Raw genomic sequence first — 23,381 nt, 5'->3', positions numbered from 1 at the left:
CGAGGGCCGCGGCGGGCGCCTGACCTCAGACATCGCGTTCCGCGAGGCGTGCGAGGATCTGATCGGCGGCGAGCGTGACGGTGCCCGAGCCGACGGTGAACACGGTGTCGCCCGGGCGTGCCGCGTCGGCGGCGAGGCGCGCGGCGTCCTCGAGGTCCGCCGCGAGGGTCAGCGTGGACCCGTCGGGCATGACCGCATGCGCGGCGATCGACTCCGAGGACACGCCGGGGATGGGGTCCTCGCGGTCCCCGTGGACGGGCGCGAGGACCACGGCGGCGTCCGCGACGGACAGCGCGCGCCCGAAGCTCGCCGCGTGGTCGCGGGTACGGGTGAAGAGCGCCGGCTGGAACAGCACCACCATGCGCCCCACCCCCGCGTCACGCGCCGCGGTGAGCAGCGCCGCGACCTCGGTCGGGTGGTGGGCGTAGTCGTCTATCACGCGCACGCCGGCGGCCTCGCCGCGCAGCTGGTACCGGCGTCCGGTGCCCGCGAACGACGAGAACGATGCGGCGGCCGCCTCCGGGTCCGCGCCCACCTCGAGCGCGGCGAGCCACGCCGCGGTCGCGTTGAGGCGGTTGTGATGCCCGGGCGCGCTGACCGCGAGCGGCACGGTGCGCCCCTCGTAGGCGATGCCGTCCGGGCCCACCTCCGCGTCCGCACCCGAGCCCGCGGACCCGTACGTCACCACCCTGGCGCCGCGCGCCCGGGCGTCCTCGACGAGGCCCCGCACCACCGCATCGTCCACGCACGCGACCACCGTGCGCGACTGCGCGGCGAAGTCCGCGAACGCGCGGTGCAGGTTCTCGACGGTGCCGTGGAAGTCGAGGTGGTCGGGCTCGATGTTGAGCAGGATCGCGACCTCGGGGTGGTAGCGGAGGAACGAGCCGTCGGACTCGTCGGCCTCGAGGACCGAGATGCCGGACGTGCCCGCGTAGCCGCCCGCGACGGCACCCTCGATGCCGAACACCCGCGCGCCCACCGCGAAGCCCGCGTCGACGCCGCTCGCGTGCAGCGCGTGGGCGACCATCGCCGACGTGGTCGTCTTGCCGTGGGAGCCGGCGACCGCGATGAGCCGCTGCCCCTCGAGCGCGCGCACGAGCGCCTCCGAGCGATGCCACACCGGGATCCCCAGCTCGCGGGCGCGCGCGAGCTCGACGTTGGTCTCGCGCACGGCCGTCGAGATCACCACGGCCGCGGCGCCGTCGACCAGCGCGGCGTCGTGGCCCAGCTGGACGTCCATGCCGGCGTCGCGCAGCGCGTCGAAGTACGCCGTCTGCGTGAGGTTGGTGCCGGAGACGGCGTAGCCGCGGGCGGCGATGAGGCGCGCGACGGCGGACATGCCCGAGCCGCCGACGCCGATGAAGTGGATCCGGTCGCTCACAGCGCGCCCTCGATGAGGTCCGCGAGGCGCGCCGCGCCGTCCGCGATGCCGATGTCGCGTGCGGCCTCCCGCATCGCCGCGCGCGCGTCCGCGTCGAGCAGCATGCTCTCCGCGTGCAGGGTCAGCGACCCGGGGGCGAGGTCCGCGTCGCGGATCACCACCGCGGCGCCCGCCTCCACCGCGGAGGACGCGTTGAGCGCCTGCTCGCCGTTGCCGTGCGGCAGCGGGACGTACAGCGCGGGCAGGCCGAGCGCGCCGATCTCGCACACGGTGGCGGCGCCCGAGCGGCAGACCACGGCATCGGCCGCCGCGAACGCGGCGGCCATGTCGTGCGCGTACTCCGACACGGCGTACATGCCGCGGCTGCGGGCGGGCAGCTCCGCAAGGGCGCGGTACGCCTCCTCCGTCTTGCCCTTGCCGGTGAGGTGGATGACATGGACGCCGTGGGAGACCAGCGAGCCGATCGCACCCGCGAGGGCGGAGTTGAGGCTCGCCGCGCCGAGCGAGCCGCCGAACACCAGCAGCACGTGCGCGTCCGGCGCCCACCCGCGCGCCTCGCGCGCGGACGCCGCGGCGCGGGCACGGCTGTCGGGGTCCGCGAGCGTGCGCGCGAGCACCTCGATCTCGGGGCGAAGCGGCAGTCCTGTGACGGTCGCGTGGCGCAGCGGCGTGCCGGGGAAGGTCGCCGCGACGCGCTCGGTGAGGCGCGCGCCCAGCTTGTTGGCGATGCCGGGCTTCGCGTTGGCCTCGTGGACCACGATGGGCAGCTTGCGGCGACGCGCGGCGAGGTACACCGGGGTGGAGACGTAGCCGCCGAAGCCGACCACCGCATCGGCCCCCACCCGATCGATCGCGTCCTCGCAGGCCCGGACCGCGCGGCGCAGGCGCCCGGGGAAGCGCAGGGCGGCGCCGTCGGGACGGCGCGGGAACGGCACCTTGTCGATCTCGACGAGGTCGAGGCCCGCGCGCGGCACCAGGTCCGCCTCGAGGCCGTCGGCCGTCCCGACCGCGGTGACGTCGTGGCCGCGCTCGAGCAGCGTCGAGGCGGTGGCGAGCAGCGGGTTGACGTGGCCGGCGGTGCCGCCGCCGGCGAGCAGGAGGCTAGCCACGGCGCCCCCGCGACAGCACGGCGATGGACCGGCGCACCACCGACGGTCGCGCCGCGAGCGCCTCGGGCGCCCCGGGCTCGTTGCGGGCGAAGGCGAGCAGGGCGCCCATGGCGGCCAGCGACATGATGAGGGACGAACCTCCGGAGGAGACGAGCGGCAGCGGCACGCCCGTGACGGGCAGGAACTCGAGGACGACCGCGATGTTGACGACGGCCTGCACCACGATCCAGGCACCGATCGCGGCGCCCGCGATCTGCACGAACCGGTCGGTGCTGCGGGTGACGATGCGGGTGACGGCCACGAGGATCATCGCGAAGGCTCCGAGGATGAGCAGCGTGCCGAGCAGGCCGAACTCCTCGCCGATGATCGCGAAGATGTAGTCGTTGTCCGAGGCGGGCAGCCAGCCCCACTTCTCGCGGCTCATGCCGGGGCCGAGGCCCCACAGCCCGCCCGACGCGAGCGCCCATGTGCCGTGCGTCTGCTGCCAGCACGCGTCGCCGACGCACTCGCCGGTGAACCACTGCTCGATGCGCGCCACGCGCGACTTCGCGGAGAAGATCAGGCCGATGATCCCGACGGCGCCCAGGATCCCCGCGACCCCGAAGAACCGGGTGGGCACGCCGGCGACCCAGAACGCCACGGCGACCACGACGACGAGCACCATCGCGGTGCCCATGTCGCGGCCGAGCAGCACGAGCGCGAGCACGAGCCCGGCCATGAGCCCGCCGGGCAGGAGGATGTGCTTGGGGTGCGTGAGGCGGTCACGGAAGCGCGACAGCACCACGCCGAGGTAGAGCGCGAGGCCCAGCTTCGCGATCTCGGACGGCTGCAGGCTGAAGCCGGCGATGCGGATCCACGCCTGGTTGCCGCCCACCGCCTCGCCGGCGAAGAACACGAGCACCAGCAGGCCCATGGACGCGTACAGCACCACGGGCGCGATGCGCCGCCAGAACGTGATGGGCAGCCGCGAGCCGATGATGAGGGCGGTCATGCCCACGACGAGCGCGATCAGCTGGGTCATGAAGCCCGCGTACGCGTTGCCCTCCGCGGTACGGATGGACGCGATCGACGAGCTCGACAGCACCACGGCGAGCCCCACCAGCACCAGGATCCCGGTCGCGGAGGCGAGCAGGTAGTACGAGGTCAGCGGCGAGCGCCAGGCGTTGACGGTGCTGTCCGGTCGTGCCGCAGTCGCCGTCATGCCACCTCCTAGCGGTCCCACGCCTCCACCGCCCTGGTGAACGCCTCTCCTCGATCCGCGTAGCTGCGGAACTGATCGAACGATGCGCACGCGGGTGACAGGAGCACCGTGTCCCCCGGCCCCGCGAGCCCCCGGGCCGCCTGGGCCGCCCGGCTCATCACATCCTCCCCCGGCGGGATGGACACCACGGGTATCTCGGGCGCGTGTGTCGCCAAGGCCGTCGCGAGCGGCTCCTGGTCGACGCCGATGAGCACCGCGGCCCTCACCCGCCCCGCGATCGCCCCCACCAGAGCGGAGAACTCCTGGCCCTTCGCGACGCCCCCGGCGATCCACACCACCGAGGCGTCGGCCCGACCGTCGAACGCCGCCTCGACGGCGTGGGCGTTGGTCGCCTTCGAGTCGTCGACGTACGTGACGCCGTCGAGGTCGCGCACCCACGCGGTGCGGTGGTGGTCGAGCCGGAACTCCCGGAGGCCGTCGCGCACCGCCTCGGGCGGCACGCCCACGGCGCGGCACAGCGCCGCCGCCGCCAACGCGTTGGTGGCGAGGTACGGCGGCACGTCGCCCGCGACCAGGTGCGCGAGGTCGTCGACCTCGCCCAGCTCCGCGGCCTCGCGGTGGCGGTCGGGCACGAACGCACGGTCGACCAGGAGCCCCTCGACGATGCCGAGCTGCGACGGGGCCGGCGAGCCGAGCGTCACGCCGATCGCGCGCGCCCCCTCCACGACGTCCGCCTCGGCGACCATGGACTCGACCAGCGCATCCGCCGCGGGGTACACGCACGCCACCTGGACGTGCTGGTAAACCTTCGCCTTGTCCGCGCGGTACGCCTCGAGGCTGCCGTGCCAGTCGGTGTGGTCGTCGTCGGCGTTGAGACAGACGGCCGCGTGCGGCGAGATGGTGTGCGCGAAGTGCAGCTGCAGGCTCGCGATCTCCACCGCGACCAGATCCGACTCCTCGCGCGCGGCGTGGATCACGGGGATGCCCATGTTGCCGCACACCCGCACGTCGAGGCCGCCGGCCTTCGCGATCGCGCCCACCATCTGAGTGGTGGTGGTCTTGCCGTTGGTGCCGGTCACCATGACCCACGGGATCCCGGGGCGGCGCACGCGCCACGCGAACTCCATCTCGGACCAGATCTCGAGGCCGGCCGCCTCGCACGCCCGCACCGCGGCGGAGTGCGGCGCGAAGCCGGGCGACGCCATCACCACATCGAAGGTCGCGAGGTCCACCTCGGCGATGTCGCGGTGGTCGGCCGCGCCGTTGGCGTCGACGGTCACCGGGGTGCCGCCGAGCTCGCGCGTCACCTCGGCCGCGGAGGTGCCGGCGATGCCGACCCCGAGGATGAGGATGCGACGGCCCTCGAGGTTCGTCAGGTCGGTCACAGCGAGGCCACCCACTCCGCGTAGAAGATGCCGACGCCCAGCCCCGTGAACATCGCGGCGATGATCCAGAAGCGCGTCACGATGGTCACCTCGCCCCAGCCCATCAGCTCGAAGTGATGGTGCAGCGGCGCCATCTTGAACAGTCGCTTGCCGCCGGAGAGCTTGAAGTAGCCGATCTGCAGCACCGAGCTCGCGACCACCATGACGAACAGGCCGCCCACGATCACGCCGAGCAGCTCGGTGCGCGTCACCATCGTCATGCCGGCGATCGCGCCGCCGAGCGCGAGCGAGCCGGTGTCGCCCATGAAGATCTTCGCGGGGCTCGCGTTCCACCACAGGAAGCCCAGGCAGGAGCCCGCGATGGCGCCCGCGAGGATCGCGAGATCCCACGGGTCGCGGACCTCGTAGCAGGTGGAGCCGGCACCCGGGGCGCCGCAGGCCTGGTTGATCTGCCACAGGCAGATGAGCACGTATGCCGCGAAGAAGATCACCGCGGTGCCGCTCGCGAGCCCGTCGAGCCCGTCGGTGAGGTTCACCGCGTTCGACCACGCCGTGATGAGCAGGTTCGACCAGATCACGAACACGATGAGGGCGACCGTGGGTCCCCAGATCGCGAAGTCCAGGTTCGTGTCGCGCAGGAAGGACACCGCGGACGATGCGGGGGTCACCCCGTTCGCGTCGGGGAACTGGAGCGCGAGCACGCCGAACGTCAGCCCGACCACGCCCTGGCCCAGGAACTTCCATCTGGCCTTGAGGCCGAGCGAACGCTCACGGGAGATCTTGATCGCGTCGTCGAGGAAGCCCACGAGCCCGAGGCCGACCATGAGGAACACGACGAGCAGGGACGATGCGCTGGGCGCCCGACCGACGAGGACGTTGCCTCCCAGCCAGGCCAGGACGGCGGCGAGGATGATGACGACGCCGCCCATGGTGGGGGTGCCGCGCTTGACGTGGTGGCTCGCCGGGCCGTCCTGCCGGATGAACTGGCCGAACTGGCGGCGGGTGAGGTACCGGATGAACACCGGGGTCGCCAGCAGCGACAGCAGGACCCCCAGCCCTGCCGCGAACACGACCGCCCTCATCCGACTCCTCCCACGAGCTGATCGGCGAGCTCCCACAGGCCGGAGCCGTGGGACGCCTTGACGAGGACCGTGTCCCCGGGCTGCAGCGTCTCCTCGAGGAGCGCGCGCGCCTCGGCGATTGTATCGACGTAGGCGGCCTCGTCGCCCCACGAGCCCTCGCGGACCGCGGCGACGTATACGGCGCGCGCGCCCTCGCCGACGATGATGGTGCGATCGATGCGGAGCCGGACCACATCGGTGCCGATCGAGTCGTGGATCTCCGTGGACGCGTCCCCGAGCTCGAGGATCGCTCCGAGCACCGCGATGCTGCGGCCACCCTCGGCGACGAGCTTGAGCGCGCGCAGCGCGGCGCGCACGGACTCGATCGACGCGTTGTAGGCGTCGTCGATCACCGTGACGCCGTCGGGTCGCTCGGTGACGGCCATGCGGTGCGCGGACACGGGCCGTGCGGCGGCCACGCGCCGCCAGGCCACGTCCGCGTCGAGCCCGCACTCGAGGCACACGGCGAGTGCGGCCAGCGCGTTGGTGACGTGATGCTCGCCCACGAGCGACAGCGTGCGCCTCGGCAGCTCGCGCGGCGGCTCGCCCGCGAGCACCACCTCGAGGGAGGCACGGCCGCGCTCCGTGGTGACGGCGCGCGCCGCGACGTCGCCGTGGCCCACGCCGAAGACCACCGAGCGCTCCGCCAGCGCGGCCATCGGCGCTACCCGGGCATCGTCCCCGTTCACGATCGCGACCCCTCCGGGGACCAGGCCCTTCACGATCTCGCTCTTCGCGACCGCGACGTCGTCGGGCGAGGCGTACTCCCCCATGTGCGCGGTGCCCACCGTGAGCGCGACGGCGATGTCGAGCGGCGCGATGTCGGTGAGGTACGCGATGTGACCCAGGCCGCTGGCGCCCATCTCGAGCACCAGGTGGCGTGTCGAGGGGCCGGCCCGGAGGACCGTCAGCGGCATGCCGATCTCATTGTTGAAGCTGCCCACGGGCGCGACCACGTCGGGGAGCGACTGCGCCAGGAGGTCCTTGGTGGTGGTCTTGCCGTTGGAGCCCGTGATGCCGATCACCGTGAGCTCGCCCTCCGAGCGCAGCAGCGCGAGGTAGGCGCGCGCGAGCATGCCGAGCGCCGCCTGAACGTCGGTCACCAGCACGTGCGGGGCGTCGACGGGCTCGGACACGAGGCACAGCGCCGCGCCGGCGGCGACGGCCTGCGGCACGTAGTCGTGGCCGTCGACGCGCTCCCCGACGAACGCCACGTAGAGGTGACCGGGCGCGATGGCGCGGGAGTCCTTCTCGACGCCGGTGACGAGCGCGTCGACGTCCGCGGCGAGGACCCCGCCGACGGCGTTCGCGACCCACTGGGCGGTGACGGGCCTCACGCGCGCTCCTCGCGCAGCGCGGCCATGGCGTCGAGGAAGGCCCCCGCGTCGGTGTAGGGGTGGTGCACTCCGTCGATCTCCTGCGTGGTCTCGTGGCCCTTGCCGGTGGCGATGATGGTGTCGTCGGGCCCGGCCATGCGTACCGCGGCCTCGACGGCGGCGGACCGCGGCGCGATCTCGAGCACGTCGTGGCGGTCGGGCCGCTCCGCGTCGACGCCCTCGAGGATGCGCGCGCGGATGTGCTCGGGCGGCTCGGTGCGTGGGTTCTCGTCGGTGACGATGACCACGTCCGCGTGGGTCGCGGCGGCCGTGCCCAGGCCCGGCCGCTTCGAGTCGTCGCGGAGCCCGTCGCAGCCGAACACGATGATGATGCGGCCAGGGGTGACGAGGCGCATGGCGTCGAGCACGCTGGCGATGCCGTCGGGCGTGTGCGCGTAGTCGACCACGGTCATGGGGGTGTCGGCGTCGCGCGTCGTGACGATCTCGGTGCGGCCGGGCACGGGACGCGCGGTCTCGACGCCGCGGATCGCGTCCGCGAGCGGGACGCCCACGGCGTGCGCGGCGACGATCGCGCCGGCGGCGTTGGACACGTTGATGAGCCCGGGAAGCGCGATGTCGACGTCGTGGCGCGAGCCGTCGGGGGCCACGAGCACGAACCGCATGCCGCCGCGCTCGGTGGGCCACGCCTCGACCGCGTTCCAGTCGCCGCGAGGCGAGCCGGGGCGGGTGGAGACCGTCTCGACGGGGACGAACACCTCGTCCACCAGGCGCCGGCCCCACTCGTCGTCGATCAGCACCACCGCGCGGTCGGCGAACTCGGGGGTGAAGATGCGGGCCTTCTCCTCGAAGTACTCCTCCATGGTGTGGTGGAAGTCCAGGTGCTCGTAGGAGAGGTTGGTGAACAGGACCACCGCGAACCGGGTCGCGGTGACGCGATCGAGCGCGATGGCCTGGGACGATGCCTCGGCCACGGCGGCGCCCACGCCCGCCTCGCGCATGCGGGCGAGCAGGCCCTGCAGCATCGGCGCCTCGGTGGTGGTCCGAGCCGCGGGCGCGGACTCGTCGCCGATCCGCATCTCGACGGTGCCGAGCAGCCCCACCTTCTCGTGTGCCGTCCTGAGGGCCCCCTCGACCAGGAACGACGTGGTGGTCTTGCCGTTGGTGCCGGTGATGCCCACGAGCGGCACGTCCCGCGACGGGTCGCCGTACACCTCCGCCGCGGCGAGCGCGGCGGACCGGCGCGGGTGCGTCACGACGAGCACGGGCACGCCCGTGGCGCGCGACTCCGCGGCACCCTCGGCGTCGGTGAGGATCGCGGCGGCGCCGTTCGCCACGGCCTGCGCCGCGAAGCGTGCGCCGTGCACGTTCTCTCCCGGGAGGGCGCAGAACAGGTCGCCCGGCTCCGCTCCGCGGGAGTCGACGGTGGCGCCCGTGACGCGCACGTCGGGTCCGTGCAGGTCCGCGCCCACGCGCGCCTCGATGGCGCTGAGCAGGGCGCCGGCGACGCGGTGGGGACGCATCGAGAGATCCGGCATTCTCACTTCCAGGTGGTCGGGTACAGCGTGGGGTCCGTCGTGGACGGCGGCACCCGCAGGGACTGCAACGCAAAGGTTGCCACATCCTTGAAGACGGGCGCGGCGGTGGTGCCGCCCCAGATCTCGGTCTTCGGGTCGCGCAGGATGACGGATACGACGATACGCGGGTCGTCGGCGGGGGCGATGCCGATGAAGGACGCGACGATCGACGTGAGGCGACCGTCCGCACCCGCGGCCTGGGCGGTGCCCGTCTTGCCCGCGACGCGGTAGCCGTCGATCCGCGCGAGCACGCCCGTGCCGCCGTCCTGGGTGACGTCCTCGAGCATGGTGAGCACCTGGTTCGCGGTCGACTTCGACACCACGCGCTTGGGCTCGGCGGTCTCGCGCGGGGTGAACGTGCCGTCCGCGTCGGTGAAACCCTTCACCACGGTGGGCTGCAGCTTCACGCCGTCGTTCGCGATGATGGAGAACACCTGGGTGGCCTGCAGCGCTGTCACGGCGATGCCCTGACCGAACGTGACGCCCCACGTGGTGCGCCCGTCCCAGTCCTCCCAGTCGCGCATGATGCCCGCGGACTCGCCGTACAGGCCCACGCCGGTGGTCTCGCCGAAGCCGAACTTGCGCAGGTACTTCTCGCGGGTCGCCGCGCTCATCAGCTCGCCCACCTGGACCGTGCCGGTGTTGGAGGACGTCGCGAGGATGCCCGACAGCGTGAGCTTCTGGGTCTCGTGCTCGTGGGAGTCGGTGAACGTCTGGTCGTTCGCGGTCGTGTACTTGTACGGGGCGGTGAAGTGCGACAGCGGGGTCGCGACGCCCTCCTCGATCGCTGCGGCCATCGTGACGACCTTCGCGGTCGATCCGGGCTCGAAGATCGTCGACACGGAGCGCGCGCCGCGGTCGTCGGAGTCCGAGGCCGCCGGGTCGTTGGGGTCGACCGAGTCCGAGTCGACCAGCGCGAGGATCTCCCCCGTCTGCGTGTCCTGCACGACGACGGTGGCCTGGCTCGCGCCGGTCTCCGCGATCGCCTCCTGCGCGCGCTGCTGCGCGTACCACTGGATGTCCTGGTCGACCGTGAGGACCACGTCCTGGCCCGGGACGGCGGCCGTCTCCTCCTGGACGCCGGTGGGGATGAGGTACGCGCCGGTGGAGTCCCGTTCGTACGTGATCTCGCCGGGCGTGCCCTCGAGCTGATCCTCGTACGCCGCCTCGACGCCGGTGAGGCCCACGGTGCCGTTGCCCTCGGCGGCTCCTCCCATGAAGCCGACCACGTTGCCGGCGAGCGAGTCGTTGGGGTACACGCGCTTGGAGACCTGCTCGGGCTCGATGCCGGCGATCTTCTCCGCGGCGATGAGGTCCCACTTCTCGGGCGAGATGTCCTTGACGAGGTAGACGAACGTGCTGTCGCCCACCATCGCCGCGCCGAGCTCGTCGGGGTCCATGTCGAGGATCGGCGCGAGGATGTCGGCGGCGCCGGCGGGGCCGGAGGCCACCACCTCGCCGTCCTCGGTGCGCACGAAGTCGCGGATCTTCACCTGGTTGACGCCCACGTTGTAGCGCTCCACCGAGGTCGCAAGGATCACCCCGTCGCGGTCGACGATGTCGGCGCGAGGGACGGTGAGCTCCTTGGTGACGAGCCGCTCGGAGAGGGCCTCGTCCGCGATGGACTGGGCGTTGACGGCCTGGATCATCACCAGCCGGGCGGCGAACACGACGATCACGGCCAGCAGGACCACGGTGAGGATCCGCTGTCGCAACCGCGGGTCCGCCATGCGGGGCGCGCGGGGCGAAGGCATCCGGTCTACTTCTTCCCTGTCTCGAGAACCATGCCGTCCGATAGTGACACGGTGCCGAGCGCGGACGCGGGAGCCATGCCGAGCGTGGCCGCCCGCTTCGCGAGGCTCGCCGGCGAGGCGTTGCCGTCGAGCGTCTCGTCGAGCGCCGCCTGCTGGACGTGGAGGTCGGCGATCTCGATCTTGAGGTCGCGACGCTCGTAGGCGCCCTCCGCCATCGACGTGTTGATGAGCAGCACCGACGCGAGCGCGGCGATCACGATCCCGATGCACAGGAGCGCGAACGGCACCAGCGAGCGCTGGGTCTCCGGTGCGCTGACCGCCCGGAGCTGGCGCCGCGGCGCCGCCTCGGGGCGGGGCGCGTAGGCACGCTGCTGACGCAGGGGTGCGGCGCTCATGCGGTCCTCCTCAGACGCTCGGGCGGGGTGGTCTTGATTCGCTCGGCCGCGCGGAGGCGGACGGGCTTGGAACGGGGGTTCGCCTCGGCCTCCTCGGCCGATGCCTTCTCGGCGCCGCGCGTGAGCAGGCGGAGGTACGGCTGCGCGGACTCGGGCACCACCGGGAGCCCGGGGGGCGCCTGGGTCTCGGCGCCCTTGGCGAACGCGCGCTTGACGATGCGGTCCTCGAGCGAGTGGTACGACTCGACCACCACCCGCCCGCCGACGCCGACGCCCTCGATCGCCGCGGGGATCGCGCGCTCGAGGACCTCGAGCTCGCGGTTGACCGCGATGCGCAGCGCCTGGAACGTGCGCTTGGCAGGGTTGCCCGCGCCCGGCGTGCGCGTCGCGGCCGGGATGCAGGCGCGGACGAGGTCGACGAGCTCGGTCGAGCGGGTGATCGGGTCCGTCTCGCGGCGTCGCACGATGGAACGCGCGATCTTCGCGGCGAAGCGCTCCTCGCCGTACTCGCGCAGGATCCGTGCGAGCTCGCGCTCGTCGGCGTCGCGCAGGAGGTCCGCCGCCGAGACCGGGTCGCCCGGGTTCATACGCATGTCGAGCGGCGCGTCCTGCGCGTATGAGAAGCCGCGCTCGGCGTCGTCGATCTGCAGCGAGCTGACGCCGAGGTCGAGCAGGATGCCGTCCGCGTGGTCGACGCCGGCGGCCGCGAGCGCGCCGGCGATGTCGTCGTACTCGGCGTGGTGGGCGATGAACCGGTCCCCGAACCGCGCGAGCCGCGCCGACGCGAGCGCGATGGCCTGCGGGTCGCGGTCGATGCCGACCACGCGGGCCTGCGGGCAGCGCTCGAGGATGCCCTCGGTGTGGCCGCCCATGCCGAGCGTGCCGTCGATCGCGACGGCGCCCTCGTGGTCGAGGGCGGGCGCGAGGAGGTCGACGCAGCGGTCGAGCATCACCGGTCGGTGGCGCGACGCCGCGTCCTCACGCGCATCGTTCCCGTTCTCGCCCATCGCCCCTCCTCTCCCGGTCCGCCCGTGCCCCGTGGTCTCCCTCCGAGCTCCTCTGGCGGGGGGAAGTCCGCCAGAGCGATCCGGGAGGAGGCCACGGGGCACGCGCTCCTACATGTCGTCGAAGATCTCTGCCGCCGTCTCCGCATACGCGTCCTCGCCGGCCTCCAGGTACTGCTCCCATCGCTCCGCGTCCCAGATCTCGACTCGCGAGCCCATGCCCACCACGGCGACGTCGCGCTCGAGCCCCGCATAGCGGCGCAGCGGCTGCGACAGCAGGATCCGGCCCTGCTTGTCGGGGATGTCGTCGCTCGCGTGCCCGAGGAAGCTGCGCAGGTAGTCCCGCGCCGCCTTGTTCTCGAGCGGCGCGCGGCGCAGCCGGTCGTGGATGAGCGCGAACTCGTCCAGCGGGAAGAGGAACACGCAGCGGTCGAGACCGCGGGTTGCGACCAGCCCCGACGCGAGCCGACCACGGAACTTCGCCGGGAGGATCAGCCGCCCCTTGTCGTCGAGGCGCGGCGTGAAGGTGCCCAGGAACACACCCGTGGGCCCGAGGCCGAACGTCGTGCTCTCAGACATCGGCCCCTCCCCTCAGGCTCCCTGTCCCTCCCGATGCCCCCACTTTACTCCACTTCCCTCCACATGTCTCGGAAAATCGGCAGATACTTCGCTACATTTCACCAAAACACCAGGTAGTCCGAGCGTCAAAGCGGTGGAGGGAAATCTCTCTCGCCCGGGCGTACACGCCTCAACTAGGCTCGGACCAAGGGGAGAGGGGAACCCATGACGACGACCGTCCCGACCGCCGCTCAGCTCGCCGAGGTGGCCGACCTCGCATTGCGGGTGCGCACACAGCTCCAGACGGTGCTGTCGGGGCTCGACGAGGCGGTGGATGCGACGCTGGCGACGATCCTCGCGGAGGGCCACCTGCTGCTGGAGGACGTGCCAGGGGTGGGCAAGACCACCCTGGCCCGCGCGCTGGGACGCGCGCTCGACACCACCGTCGGTCGCATCCAGTTCACCCCCGACCTGCTCCCGTCCGACGTCACGGGCGTCAGCGTGTTCCGCGGCGACGAGCACCGCTTCGAGTTCCGTCCGGGTCCGGTGTTCGCGAACATCGTGGTCGCGGACGAGATCAACCGTGCGTCGCCGAAGACGCAGGCGGCACTCCTCGAGTCGATGCAGGAGCGCGCCGTCACGGTCGACGGCGAGACCCGCCCCCTGCCCGCGCCGTTCCTCGTGGTCGCGACGCAGAACCCCATCGACATGGAGGGCACCTACCCGCTGCCCGAGGCCCAGCGCGACCGCTTCATGACGCGCATCGCCGTGGGCTACCCGAGCTCGGACGACGAGATCGCCATGCTCGACGCGCACGACGGCCACGACCCCCTCGCGGAGGTGCGGGCGGTCGCGACGGCCGCCGACCTCGAGCGGGCCATCGCCACCGTGCGCGGCATCTACGGCTCCCCCGCCGTCAAGCAGTACCTCGTGGACGTGGTGCGGGGCACGCGCGAGAGCGCCGACCTCCGCCTGGGGGCGTCGCCGCGCTCGTCGCTGCAGCTGCTGGCCGCCGCCAAGGCGCGTGCCGCCATGGCCGGACGCGACCACGTGCTGCCTGACGACGTCAAGGCGCTCGCGGTGCCGGTCCTCGCCCACCGCGTGATCCCCGCCGCCCAGGCGCGTGCCGCGGGCCGTACCGCGGAGGCGGTGATCCAGGACATCCTCGCCCGCGTCGCCGTGCCCGCGGCGCGCGCGCCTGAGGCGTTGTCGCGAGGATGAGGAGGCTGACGTCCCCGGTGCGTCGCGACCAGGACGCGGAGACCGTCGTGACCCCCCGCGGGGTGGGCCTCGCCGCCGGCGGCGGAGCGCTGCTGCTGGTGGGGGTCGGGTTCGCCTCCGCTCCCCTGGTCCTCATCGGCGCGACGGTGCTCGCGGCCGCCGCGGTCGCGGCGGCGTGGATCGTCGCGCAGGTGCTCACCACCCGGGCGCGCGTGCACGCGGTCACCCGTGAGGTGAGCCCGGCCACGCTCAGCGCGGGCGCGCCCGCACAGGTGACGGTGCGGGTCGCGGTGCGCGGGGCGCTGGCCCGCGCGATGCGGCTGCGCGAGCAGGCCGCGGCCGAGCTGACGGGCGGCGCCGGGACCCGTGCCGCGATCTCCCGGCGGTCCGGGACCGTCGAGCTGCGCTACCGCCTGGAGCCGTCGCGCCGCGGCCGCTGGCTGCTCGGTCCGGCGCTGGCGCGGGCAGCGGACCCGTTCGGCCTGGCCTGGTCGGACCGCGCGGTCGGCACCGCCGTCGAGGTCGCCGTGTGGCCCACCGTCGTGGACCTGGCCGCGAGCGCGGGCGAGCTCATGGGAAGCGCGGACCGCGCGCATGCAGGGGCGCGGACCCCAGCGGCGGATGACGCGTCGCTGCGGGACTACCGCGACGGCGACGACCTGCGCCGGGTCCACTGGGCGTCCTCGGCTCGCCGCGGCACGCTGCTCGTGAGGTCCGAGGAGCAGCAGGGTCGTACCGCCGCCACCATCCTGCTGGGCCTCCCTCCCGCCCCGAGCGGCCTCGAGTGGGCGATCACGGCCGCGGCGTCGGTCGCGCTGTCGGTGGTCGAGGCGGGCCACCCCGTGCGCCTCATCGCCGGCACCCAGGAGACCTCGGTGCACGACACCCACGGTCGCGCCGCGGAATCCGCGAGGGCCGCGCTCCTCGACTCGACCGTCGACCTGGTCCCCACGGAGAGCACCGCCGAGTCGGATCGGCTCATCGCGGCGGGTGCCGGCCGGCTCGACCCGGGACACCGCGACGTCGTGGTGGCGGTCATCGAACCCTCGGGCACGGTCGCGCTGCGGGCGCTCGCGCCGTTGGGCGAGACGGGTCGCGCGTGGGCGATCGTCCGCGCACCGGAGCCCGCACGCGCGCGCGCCGACCGCACCGTCCAGTCGCTCACGGCATCAGGGTGGCGCGCGGTCGCCTCCATCGAGCCGGAACGCCTTGAGGATGCCTGGGCGAGGCTCCTCGCGGAAGAGGTCGTGTGAACGGGGGCCGCTGGCGGCTGGTCGCCACGCCGCTCATCGCGATCGCGGCGGGCCTCGGCGTGGGCGGGCTGTCGGGACTGGTGGTCTTCGGGGACTGGCTGCGCCCCATGGCCGCGGTGCTCGCCGCGACGGCGGCCGTGGTGGTGCTCACGAGGCTCGCCACCGGCCGACCGTTCCTGCCCACCGTCGCCGGCGGCATCGCCGGTGCGTGGCTCATCATGGTCGCGTACGTGCCCACGCTCGACGGGGGCACCTCATGGTTCCCGCGCGGGGAGACCCTCGAGGGGATCCGGCTCGTCGCCGAGCGTGCCGTCTGGTACGCGCAGCACACCGTCGCGCCCGCCGAGGTCGAGTCCTCGCTCGCGGGAGGCATCACGCTCGCCGTGGTGAGCCTGTTCCTCGCGGTCGACGCCGTCGCGGTGGGCGCGGGCTTCGCCGCGTCGTCCGGCTTCCTGCTGCTCGCGCCGTGGCTGCCGGCGCTCACGCTCGAACGCCGCGTCGCCACCGTGGTGCTCGCGGGCGCCCTCGCGGCATGGCTCGCGGTGATCGCGCTGTCCCGCCGTAGCGACCGCGGTCCGTGGCGCGCTCGCGCGCGCGACGGGGCCGCCCCGGCACCGCCCGCGGCCGCCCTCGCGGCCACGGTGACGGCGGTGCTGGTGGCGCTCGTCGCCGCGCCGCTCGCGATCGGCGGGCCCGGCTGGGGCGCGATGCCCCGCCTCACCCTGCCCGCGGAGCTCGGCGGGGCGTCCCGGCTCGACCTCGAGATCGACCTACGTCACTCGCTCACGGAGCAGTCCACCGAGCCCGTGCTCACCTACACGTCGAGCGACGGCCGCCTCGACGTGCTCCGCGCCTACTCGTTCGGCACGTTCGACGGCACCCGGTGGGACCGCGACCCCGAGGGCGACATGCGCCCGGCCACGGGCGTGCTGTGGCCGGAGGATCTCCTCGACCCGCTCATCTCCGAGCCGAGCACCGCGACCATCGCGATCGGCAACTCAGCCGAGACGCGCGTGCCGGTGCCGTCGGCGCCGCGGTCGCTCGCCGCCGGCGACGAGTGGACGTACGACGCGTCCACCGACGAGGTCCTGATCGGCCGCCCCGAGGGAACGGTGGGGCTCACCTACACGGTCCGTTCGGCCGGCGACTTCCACACCGAGGAGTCGCTGCGCGAGGCGGACGGGCTCATCGCCGGCGGAGGCGACTCCGCGGTCCCCGACCGCTACCTCGAGCTCAACGAGCGCATCGACATCGACAAGGTCCGGAAGGTCGCGGAGGCTGTCACCTCTCCCGCGACGGACCGCTACGAGACCGCCCTGCTGCTGCAGGAGTACCTGCGCGGGCCCAACTTCCAGTACAGCACCGACGTCGCCCCGTCGGGCGGCGACGCGGTGTCGGCGTTCCTCGCGGACGGACGCGGCTACTGCGTGCAGTTCGCCACCGCGATGGTGATCATGTCGCGCACCCTCGACATCCCTGCGCGCATGGCCATCGGGTACCTGGGCGGCGCGGAGTCGGACGGACGCTTCGTGGTGCGTGGCCGTGACGCGCACGCCTGGCCGGAGCTCTACTTCCCCGGTCACGGGTGGGTGCGCTTCGAGCCCACGCCCGCGGTCCAGACCGGCCAGCGTCCCGCCTACGCGACGCCCGACCAGCAGGACCTGGCCCCCGTGCCCGACATCCGCGACACCACGCGACCCACCGCTCAGCCCGACCGTCCGCTCCCGACGGCCGAGCCATCGGCGGGGCCCGCGCCCGCCGCCGCCGATCGCGGGCCGTCCGCGTCATGGATCGTGGTGGCGGTCCTGGTGATCGTCGTGGCAGCCGGCTCGGCGCTTCTGTGGTGGCGCGCTCGCAGGGGCGCGGCGTCGATCACGGACGCGGAGAGCGCGTGGGCGTCGATGCGGCGCAGGATCGGTCCGCGCGCGGGTGACGAGACGCTCACGCCGGCCGAGACGGAGCTGGCCATCCTCAACGACGGTCCCGCGCTGGGGGACGATGCGTGGGTCGCCCTCGCGTCGTTGCGCGCGGCGGTCGAGGACCAGCGGTACGCGCCGTCGGGCAGCGGCGTCGCGGTCGACGTCCTCAGCGGGTGGGCGAACGTGGTGGCGGAGGCGGCGAAGGACGTGGAGAAGGGCGCCCGCGCGCGCGGGTGAGGGCCCCGCGGCTACCGGACGCAGGCATGCGAGAAGGCCTCGGCATCTGCCGAGGCCTTCTCCGCGCTACGGATTCATCCGCAACGGCACCACAGAAACTAGATGTCGCCCTGCTCGCGGCGGCGCTCGAAGCGCTCCTCCATGCGGGCCATGAAGTTCTTGTCGGCCTTGCGCCGGCGCGAGTCGCCGCCCGCGGAGGGCCTGCTGCCGACGGGACGGGGCGCGAGCAACGCCCAGACCGCCGCCGCCAGCATGACGGCGAACCCTGCCACGCCCACGATGATCAGCTGGGTGACCGCGCCCGTCACGACGATCCCGAGACCGGCGACGACGCCGACCCCTGCCCACACATAGCGACCGCGGGGCCTCGACGCCCGCGCCATCGCAGAGCCGAGCTTGGCGTCCGAGCCGAGATCCCTCTCGAGCTGCTCGAGAACGCGCTGCTCGTATTCCGACAGCGGCATCTCGCCCTCCTTCCGATGCACCGTGTGGTCAAGTCTATCCGTCGCGCGTCGCCCGGGCTAGACGAGCGTCTAGGGTGAGGCCATGCCACGCCAGCGGAACCCTCGCGTCGCCCCGGACGTGCCCCGTGGCGTCGAGTTCACCATCGCGACCGGCGTCGCAGAGCTGCGCGACGAGCCCGATGGGACAACGTTCCTGTGGGTCAATGGAGTTCCCAGCTCTCCGCTGGACGCGGATCCCGATGTCCTGGCGTTCGAGTACATGCGGCACCTGTCCGCCGTGGTGGACGCGTGGGGGCCTCCCCCGCGCCTGCTGGCGCTCCACGTGGGCGCCGCTGCCTGCGCGTTCCCCCGCCACCTCGCTCACCGGCTTCCGGACTCGGGACACATCGCGGTGGACGTCGACGCGACGCTCCCCGAGCTCGTCCGTGGGTGGTGGGACCTGCCGCGCGCGCCGCGTCTTCGCATCCGCGCCCAGGACGGTCTCGAGGCCGTCGCGTCCCGGCGGGACGAGAGCCTCGACCTCGTGGTGCGCGACGCGTTCGCGGGGGACGCGACGCCCGTCGCGCTCGCCGGCCCCGAGTGGTGGGGGCACGCGGCGCGGGCGCTGCGGCCGCGCGGGCTGGTGCTCGCCAACGTGGGCACGCGCCCGGGCGACCCCACGGCGGCCGCCGACGTCGCGGCGGCACGCGGCGCGTTCGACGACGTGGCCGCGATCGGCGAGCACGCCGTGCTCAAGGGCAGGCGGCGCGGCAACGTGGTCCTGGCGGCGGTCAAGGGCGGCAGCCTCGACCTGACGCCGCTCCGCCGCTACGCCGGATCCGCCCCGCTGCCGACGGGCGTGGCGACCGACTGGACCGGCTGACAGGCCCCCGGCCGCCGCATCGTCCCCCGGGAACGACGACGGCCGCCGCCCCTCCCGGGACGACGGCCGCCGATGCTCGAACTCAGAGCGGGCGGACCTTCTCCGCCTGCGGGCCCTTCGGGCCGTTGGTCACCTCGAACTCGACGCGCTGCGCCTCCTCGAGGGAGCGGTAGCCGTCGGTCTCGATCGCCGAGTAGTGAACGAAGACGTCCGCGCCGCCACCGTCCTGAGCGATGAAGCCGTAACCCTTCTCCGCGTTGAACCACTTCACAGAGCCCTGTGCCATGCCTGTCATTCCTTACCTTCTTGCCCGGAGGACGGGAAGGCGGGGCCCCGTGCCCCACCTTGTCGCCGCAATGCCGCTCCCCGACCCAGGTGAGACAGGTTCATGCACACTACGTTCTTGCAACCGGGGCAAGCATGGCAGAAATCAGGGCTGAGTGGGGGGATCCCGTCGCTCCTGCGCGAGGAACTTCTCGAACTCGGCCGCGATCTCATCCGCGGAGGGCAGCCCGCCCTCGAGAGGGAGCCCCTGGCCACGGGCCTCGTGGAACGCGTCGTACTGGTTCTCGAGGGCCTCGACGAGCGCCTGGACCTCCTCGCTCTCCGCGAGCTGACGGTCGATCTCCTCCGTCGCGCGCGCCGCGGCGGCGTCGAGCGCGCCCGGGTCGAGGTCGAGCCCCGAGAGGTCCTCGAGACCCTCGAGCGCGCGCTGGGCGGCCTGCGGGTAGGAGGACTGCGCCAGATAGTGCGGCACGTGCACCGCGACGTTGACGGCCGGCAGCCCCCACTGGCCGAACCGGTACTCGAGCAGGTTCTGCGCGGACGCGGGGACCGTGACCGTGCCGAACATCGTGGGCGTGTCCGGGAGCAGGTCGGGGTCGGTGCCGTGGATGGTCGCCGTGAGCGGGCGCGTGTGCGGCACCGCCATGGGGATGCCGTGCGAGCCGAGGGTGAGGGTCACGCCCAGGCGGTCGTGCGCCTCGCGCACCGTCGCGATGTAGCGCTCCCACTGGATGTCCGGCTCGAAGCCGTGGAGCAGCAGGAACGCGGCGCCCTCCTGGTCGCGGACCATGTCGAGCGCGAGGTGCGGCTCGTCGTACGCGGTCCACTGGTTGACGGAGAAGGTCATCTCGGGGCGGCGCGACCGGTAGTCGAGCAGCTGGTCGATGTCGAACGTCGCGACCCGGATGGGGTCGCCCTCCTCGAGGATGTGGTCGGCGACCAGCGCGCCCGCCCGGCCCGCGTCGATGAAGCCGCGCAGCGAGTGCAGCAGCACGGCGTCCTCCTGCGGAGCGGCGGCGGCCCAGGCCTGCACACCCTCCGGATCCCAGCTCAGCAGAGGTCGTTCCATGATCATCCATCCTTCCACCGTCGGCCTCCGACGGCCGCCGTTCTCGCCCTCCGCGAAACCCGCGTGCGGCGGGGGTGCTTCCGGTGGTCGCGCGACTGCGCGATAATGAGGGACTGCCCTGAGGACAACGCAGGGGGTGCGGAGGGTATGCCGATGGCGAACGAGCGAGGACTCACGGCGGAGCGCAGCGGGCTGACGTCCGAGCAGCAGGTGGTCGACGGACTCTATGGGCGGCTCGACGAGCTGCGCGGCGAGGCCGACGGCAGGCTCGCCGCGATCCGCAGGGAGGGGCCGTCCGGCTCGCCGCAGAACCGCTCGGAGCGGGACGCGTTCGCGACGCTCTACGAGGACCGCATCGCGCAGCTCGACGCCGTCGAGGACCGCCTCTGCTTCGGACGTCTCGACCTGCGCGACGGCGAGCGCTTCTACGTGGGCCGCATCGGGCTCTCGGACGCCGAGCACGTCCCGCTGCTGACCGACTGGCGCGCCCCCGCCGCGCGCGCGTTCTACTCCGCGACCGCCGCGAACCCGGGCGCCGTGGTCAACCGTCGCCACCTCACCACGCAGGGTCGCCGCGTCACCGCGGTCGAGGACGACGTCCTGGACGTCGAGGCGTTGCGCGAGATGGGGATGGACGATGCGCTGGCGGGCGAGGGCGCCCTGCTCGCGGCCCTCGGTGCTCGCCGCACGGGCCGCATGGGCGACATCGTCGCGACCATCCAGGCCGAGCAGGACGCCGTGATCCGCGCCCCCATGAGCGGCGCGCTCGTGGTGCAGGGCGGTCCCGGCTCCGGGAAGACGGCCGTCGCGCTCCACCGCGCCGCGTACCTGCTCTACCACCACCGCGAGCAGCTCGAGTCGCGCGGCGTGCTCCTCATCGGCCCCTCCCGGACGTTCCTGCGCTACATCGACCACGTGCTGCCCTCGCTGGGAGAGACCGGCGCCGTGTCGACCACCCTCGAGGGCCTGGTGCCCGGCATCGACGTGACCGCGGTCGAGAACGACGGAGCGGCCGAGGTCAAGGGCCGCACCGTGATGGCGGACGTCGTGAAGAACGCGGTGCGCGAACGCCAGCGGGTGCCGCGCGCGGACCGCGAGATCCGCATCGACGGCCGCACCGTGGTGATCCGCCGCGCGGACGTCAAGGACGCGCAGGGCCGCGCGCGACGCGAGGGGCGGCCCCACAACGAGGCGCGTGCGTCCTTCGCGAAGGACATGATCGGCCGGCTGACCCGCCAGCTCGTGGAGCAGCTCGAGGTGTACTCCGACGAGGACCGCATCGAGCTCGAGCGGGACGTGCGGGACGACAGGAACGTGCGCATCGCGATCAACCTGTGCTGGTTGCCCGTCACGCCGGAGCAGCTGCTGCGCGACCTGTTCTCCAAGCCGCACCTGCTCGATCACGCGGCGCGGATGCTCCCCGAGGGCGACCGCGACCTGCTGCTGCGCCCCGCGCACGCGCCGTTCACCGAGGCGGACGTACCCTTGCTGGACGAGGCCGCCGAGCTCCTGGGTGAGATGCCCGGAGGCCGCGCTCGCCGCGCCGATGAGCCGTCCGCGGAGGAGATCCAGTACGCGAAGGATGTGCTCGAGACGTTCGGCGACGGCGGCATGGTGACGGCGGAGGCGCTCGCCAGCCGCATGAAGGGCGGCACCACCCGCCTCTCGGTCGCGGAGCGGGCTCGCAACGACCGGTCGTGGACCTACGGCCACGTGGTCGTGGACGAGGCTCAGGAGCTCAGCCCCATGGCGTGGCGGATGCTGCTGCGCCGCTGCCCCACGCGCTCCTTCACGATCGTCGGCGACGTCGCGCAGACCACGTCGGTCGCGGGCACGCGCTGGTGGCCCGAGACCATGGATCCGCTGTTCCAGGCCGGCTGGGAGCTCCGCGAGCTCACCATCTCCTACCGCATCCCTGCCGCCGTGGCCGACGCCGCGCAGACGTACGCCAAGGCGGCGCGCCTGCCCGTGAGCGACCTGCGGGCCGCCCGCGAGCTGGACGATGCTGCGGGCGCCACGCGCGACGCCGACCCCGTCGCGACGGCGGCACGCATCGCGCGCGGTCACGAGGCGTCGTTCGCCGAGGGCGACGGCGGCCTGGTCGCCGTGATCGCCCCGCCACGCCTGCACACGGCGCTGCGCACCGCGCTCGGCTCCCCGACCATCGACGTCTACACGGCGCGCGAGTCCAAGGGGCTCGAGTTCGACGTCGCCGTGGTGGTCGAGCCCGCCGAGATCGCGGAGCGTCCGGGGGACCTCTACGTGGCGCTCACCCGGCCCACGCGACGCCTCGAGGTGGTGCACGCGGCCGCGCTGCCGGAGGGCCTCAGCCTCTAGATCCGGGCATGCCGCCCCGGCCACCCGGCCGGCGCATCGTCCCTAGCGCCCCTCGCACTGCCCGGCACCTGCGAGCGCGAGGCCGGCGAGGTCGCCCGGACCCCAGTCGATGAGGCTGAGGTTCGACTCGTGCATGAGCTCGTGCTTGTCGCCCACATGGGCGAGGCCCACCACGTGGCCGAGCTCGTGCTCGACCACGGCGCGGGCGAGGTCGTCGCCGTCGCCGCGGATCGCCGCGACGTCCTCCCAGTCGATGATCACGACGCCGGCGCGCAGGTAGCGGTCGTCGCCGTACGCGCCGGGCACCGCGCTCGAGCCGCCCAGGCCGGTGACCGTGCCGGCGAGGTCGGCGTTCTGCGACTCGCTCTGGAAGCCGATGACGATGGGCGCGAACCGGTCGCCGTACCGCGACTGGACCAGGGCGCGCTCGAAGGACGCTGTCTCGTCGGTGAGGCCCTCGTATTCGAACGCGAGCCCGGTCGCGGCGGAGACGTCCGCGACCGCGGCGTGGATGATCGGCTCGAAGCCCTCCGGCATGTGGGCGGGAGAGATCACGTACGAGAGCACGCGGCACGGGTCGTACCGGACGGGTCCGCCGTCGGCGCCGCCGTCGGGGAACAGGAAGTCGTAGGAGCCCGTGGTCGTGGCGGCCACCTCGGGCAGCACCCGTACCGCGGAGCCCTCCGCGACGGGGATCCGGACCGTCTCGCCCTCCGCCTCGATCACGTTGCGAGGCGTGCCCCAATGGCGGACGTCGGACCACGTGACCCCGCGCCACAGCGCGCCCGCCACGAACAGCGCGGCGCACACCAGCGTCACCACGACCATCCTGCCCGCCGAACCCATGCGGACACTCTGCCATGCCCGCGGGCGGCCGATCGCACGGTTCCCGTCCGGATCCGAGTTGGAGAAGCG

20 protein-coding genes are annotated in these 23,381 nt (G+C 73.3%); 5 read left to right on the top strand and 15 right to left on the bottom strand.

The window, feature by feature from the left end:
• Positions 1 to 25: 25 nt before the first annotated feature.
• From murC to mraZ, 11 genes are all read right to left on the bottom strand, one after another.
• On the bottom strand, positions 26 to 1,381 hold the full coding sequence (gene murC / locus AOM01_RS13215; RefSeq protein ID WP_062294381.1) for a UDP-N-acetylmuramate--L-alanine ligase: 1,356 nt from the start codon (positions 1,379 to 1,381) through the stop codon (positions 26 to 28).
• The gene (locus tag AOM01_RS13210) at positions 1,378 to 2,490 is read right to left on the bottom strand and encodes a UDP-N-acetylglucosamine--N-acetylmuramyl-(pentapeptide) pyrophosphoryl-undecaprenol N-acetylglucosamine transferase (RefSeq protein ID WP_228374312.1); all 1,113 of its coding nucleotides are present in this window, start codon (positions 2,488 to 2,490) and stop codon (positions 1,378 to 1,380) included. Before AOM01_RS13210 ends, murC begins: the two co-directional genes overlap by 4 nt.
• Positions 2,483 to 3,691 carry an FtsW/RodA/SpoVE family cell cycle protein gene (locus AOM01_RS13205; RefSeq protein WP_062294380.1) on the bottom strand — a complete coding sequence of 403 codons (1,209 nt, stop codon included), beginning with the start codon at positions 3,689 to 3,691 and terminating at the stop codon, positions 2,483 to 2,485. The genes AOM01_RS13210 and AOM01_RS13205 overlap by 8 nt, the downstream gene beginning before the upstream one ends.
• An 8-nt stretch (positions 3,692 to 3,699) precedes the next feature.
• Complete coding sequence (gene murD / locus AOM01_RS13200) at positions 3,700 to 5,076, bottom strand: UDP-N-acetylmuramoyl-L-alanine--D-glutamate ligase (protein WP_228374311.1); 1,377 nt, start codon at positions 5,074 to 5,076, stop codon at positions 3,700 to 3,702.
• Positions 5,073 to 6,158, bottom strand: coding sequence for a phospho-N-acetylmuramoyl-pentapeptide-transferase (mraY, locus tag AOM01_RS13195; RefSeq protein WP_062294378.1), 1,086 nt, complete (start codon positions 6,156 to 6,158; stop codon positions 5,073 to 5,075). The genes murD and mraY overlap by 4 nt, the downstream gene beginning before the upstream one ends.
• Positions 6,155 to 7,534 carry a UDP-N-acetylmuramoyl-tripeptide--D-alanyl-D-alanine ligase gene (locus tag AOM01_RS13190; protein ID WP_062294376.1) on the bottom strand — a complete coding sequence of 460 codons (1,380 nt, stop codon included), beginning with the start codon at positions 7,532 to 7,534 and terminating at the stop codon, positions 6,155 to 6,157. The genes mraY and AOM01_RS13190 overlap by 4 nt, the downstream gene beginning before the upstream one ends.
• Positions 7,531 to 9,069 carry a UDP-N-acetylmuramoyl-L-alanyl-D-glutamate--2,6-diaminopimelate ligase gene (locus AOM01_RS13185; RefSeq protein ID WP_156155991.1) on the bottom strand — a complete coding sequence of 513 codons (1,539 nt, stop codon included), beginning with the start codon at positions 9,067 to 9,069 and terminating at the stop codon, positions 7,531 to 7,533. The genes AOM01_RS13190 and AOM01_RS13185 overlap by 4 nt, the downstream gene beginning before the upstream one ends.
• Positions 9,070 to 9,071: 2 nt before the next feature.
• Positions 9,072 to 10,862, bottom strand: coding sequence for a peptidoglycan D,D-transpeptidase FtsI family protein (locus AOM01_RS13180; protein WP_228374310.1), 1,791 nt, complete (start codon positions 10,860 to 10,862; stop codon positions 9,072 to 9,074).
• A 5-nt stretch (positions 10,863 to 10,867) separates the two neighbouring features.
• On the bottom strand, positions 10,868 to 11,257 hold the full coding sequence (ftsL, locus tag AOM01_RS13175) for a cell division protein FtsL (protein WP_062294372.1): 390 nt from the start codon (positions 11,255 to 11,257) through the stop codon (positions 10,868 to 10,870).
• Entirely contained in the window at positions 11,254 to 12,264 is a 1,011-nt protein-coding gene (rsmH, locus tag AOM01_RS13170) for a 16S rRNA (cytosine(1402)-N(4))-methyltransferase RsmH (RefSeq protein ID WP_062294370.1), read from the bottom strand. The genes ftsL and rsmH overlap by 4 nt, the downstream gene beginning before the upstream one ends.
• A gap of 108 nt (positions 12,265 to 12,372) precedes the next feature.
• On the bottom strand, positions 12,373 to 12,840 hold the full coding sequence (gene mraZ, locus AOM01_RS13165) for a division/cell wall cluster transcriptional repressor MraZ (RefSeq protein WP_062294368.1): 468 nt from the start codon (positions 12,838 to 12,840) through the stop codon (positions 12,373 to 12,375).
• 204 nt (positions 12,841 to 13,044) lie between these two features.
• Here mraZ and AOM01_RS13160 point away from each other — a divergent pair, with 204 nt between their 5' ends.
• The 3 genes from AOM01_RS13160 to AOM01_RS13150 are packed head-to-tail and all read left to right on the top strand — an operon-like array spanning position 13,045 to position 17,449.
• On the top strand, positions 13,045 to 14,040 hold the full coding sequence (locus AOM01_RS13160; RefSeq protein ID WP_062294366.1) for an AAA family ATPase: 996 nt from the start codon (positions 13,045 to 13,047) through the stop codon (positions 14,038 to 14,040).
• A 47-nt stretch (positions 14,041 to 14,087) separates the two neighbouring features.
• Complete coding sequence (locus AOM01_RS13155; protein ID WP_169746566.1) at positions 14,088 to 15,293, top strand: DUF58 domain-containing protein; 1,206 nt, start codon at positions 14,088 to 14,090, stop codon at positions 15,291 to 15,293.
• Positions 15,290 to 17,449, top strand: a complete 2,160-nt coding sequence (locus AOM01_RS13150; protein ID WP_062294361.1) for a transglutaminase TgpA family protein — start codon at positions 15,290 to 15,292, stop codon at positions 17,447 to 17,449. Before AOM01_RS13155 ends, AOM01_RS13150 begins: the two co-directional genes overlap by 4 nt.
• A gap of 98 nt (positions 17,450 to 17,547) precedes the next feature.
• On the opposite strand, the gene AOM01_RS13145 is transcribed toward AOM01_RS13150, so the two are convergent.
• Positions 17,548 to 17,913 carry an SCO2097 family morphological protein gene (locus AOM01_RS13145; RefSeq protein ID WP_062294359.1) on the bottom strand — a complete coding sequence of 122 codons (366 nt, stop codon included), beginning with the start codon at positions 17,911 to 17,913 and terminating at the stop codon, positions 17,548 to 17,550.
• Between the two features lie 82 nt (positions 17,914 to 17,995).
• Here AOM01_RS13145 and AOM01_RS13140 point away from each other — a divergent pair, with 82 nt between their 5' ends.
• On the top strand, positions 17,996 to 18,775 hold the full coding sequence (locus AOM01_RS13140; protein ID WP_062294358.1) for a spermidine synthase: 780 nt from the start codon (positions 17,996 to 17,998) through the stop codon (positions 18,773 to 18,775).
• Between the two features lie 82 nt (positions 18,776 to 18,857).
• Here the strand turns inward: AOM01_RS13140 and AOM01_RS13135 are convergent, their stop codons facing one another.
• Together AOM01_RS13135 and AOM01_RS13130 are read right to left on the bottom strand one after the other, a co-directional pair.
• Positions 18,858 to 19,061 carry a cold-shock protein gene (locus AOM01_RS13135; RefSeq protein WP_062294355.1) on the bottom strand — a complete coding sequence of 68 codons (204 nt, stop codon included), beginning with the start codon at positions 19,059 to 19,061 and terminating at the stop codon, positions 18,858 to 18,860.
• 144 nt (positions 19,062 to 19,205) lie between these two features.
• Complete coding sequence (locus AOM01_RS13130; RefSeq protein ID WP_062294567.1) at positions 19,206 to 20,129, bottom strand: PAC2 family protein; 924 nt, start codon at positions 20,127 to 20,129, stop codon at positions 19,206 to 19,208.
• A 153-nt stretch (positions 20,130 to 20,282) separates the two neighbouring features.
• Here AOM01_RS13130 and AOM01_RS13125 point away from each other — a divergent pair, with 153 nt between their 5' ends.
• Positions 20,283 to 22,466, top strand: coding sequence for a HelD family protein (locus AOM01_RS13125; protein ID WP_062294565.1), 2,184 nt, complete (start codon positions 20,283 to 20,285; stop codon positions 22,464 to 22,466).
• Positions 22,467 to 22,508: 42 nt separating this feature from the next.
• On the opposite strand, the gene AOM01_RS13120 is transcribed toward AOM01_RS13125, so the two are convergent.
• Positions 22,509 to 23,312, bottom strand: coding sequence for a hypothetical protein (locus AOM01_RS13120; RefSeq protein ID WP_156155988.1), 804 nt, complete (start codon positions 23,310 to 23,312; stop codon positions 22,509 to 22,511).
• Positions 23,313 to 23,381: the final 69 nt, after the last annotated feature.

Source organism: Demequina phytophila (assembly GCF_000971135.1).
Lineage (GTDB): Bacteria > Actinomycetota > Actinomycetes > Actinomycetales > Demequinaceae > Demequina > Demequina phytophila.
The sequence above is the reverse complement of the archived record's forward strand: the minus strand, read 5'-3'. Positions and strand labels throughout refer to the sequence as shown.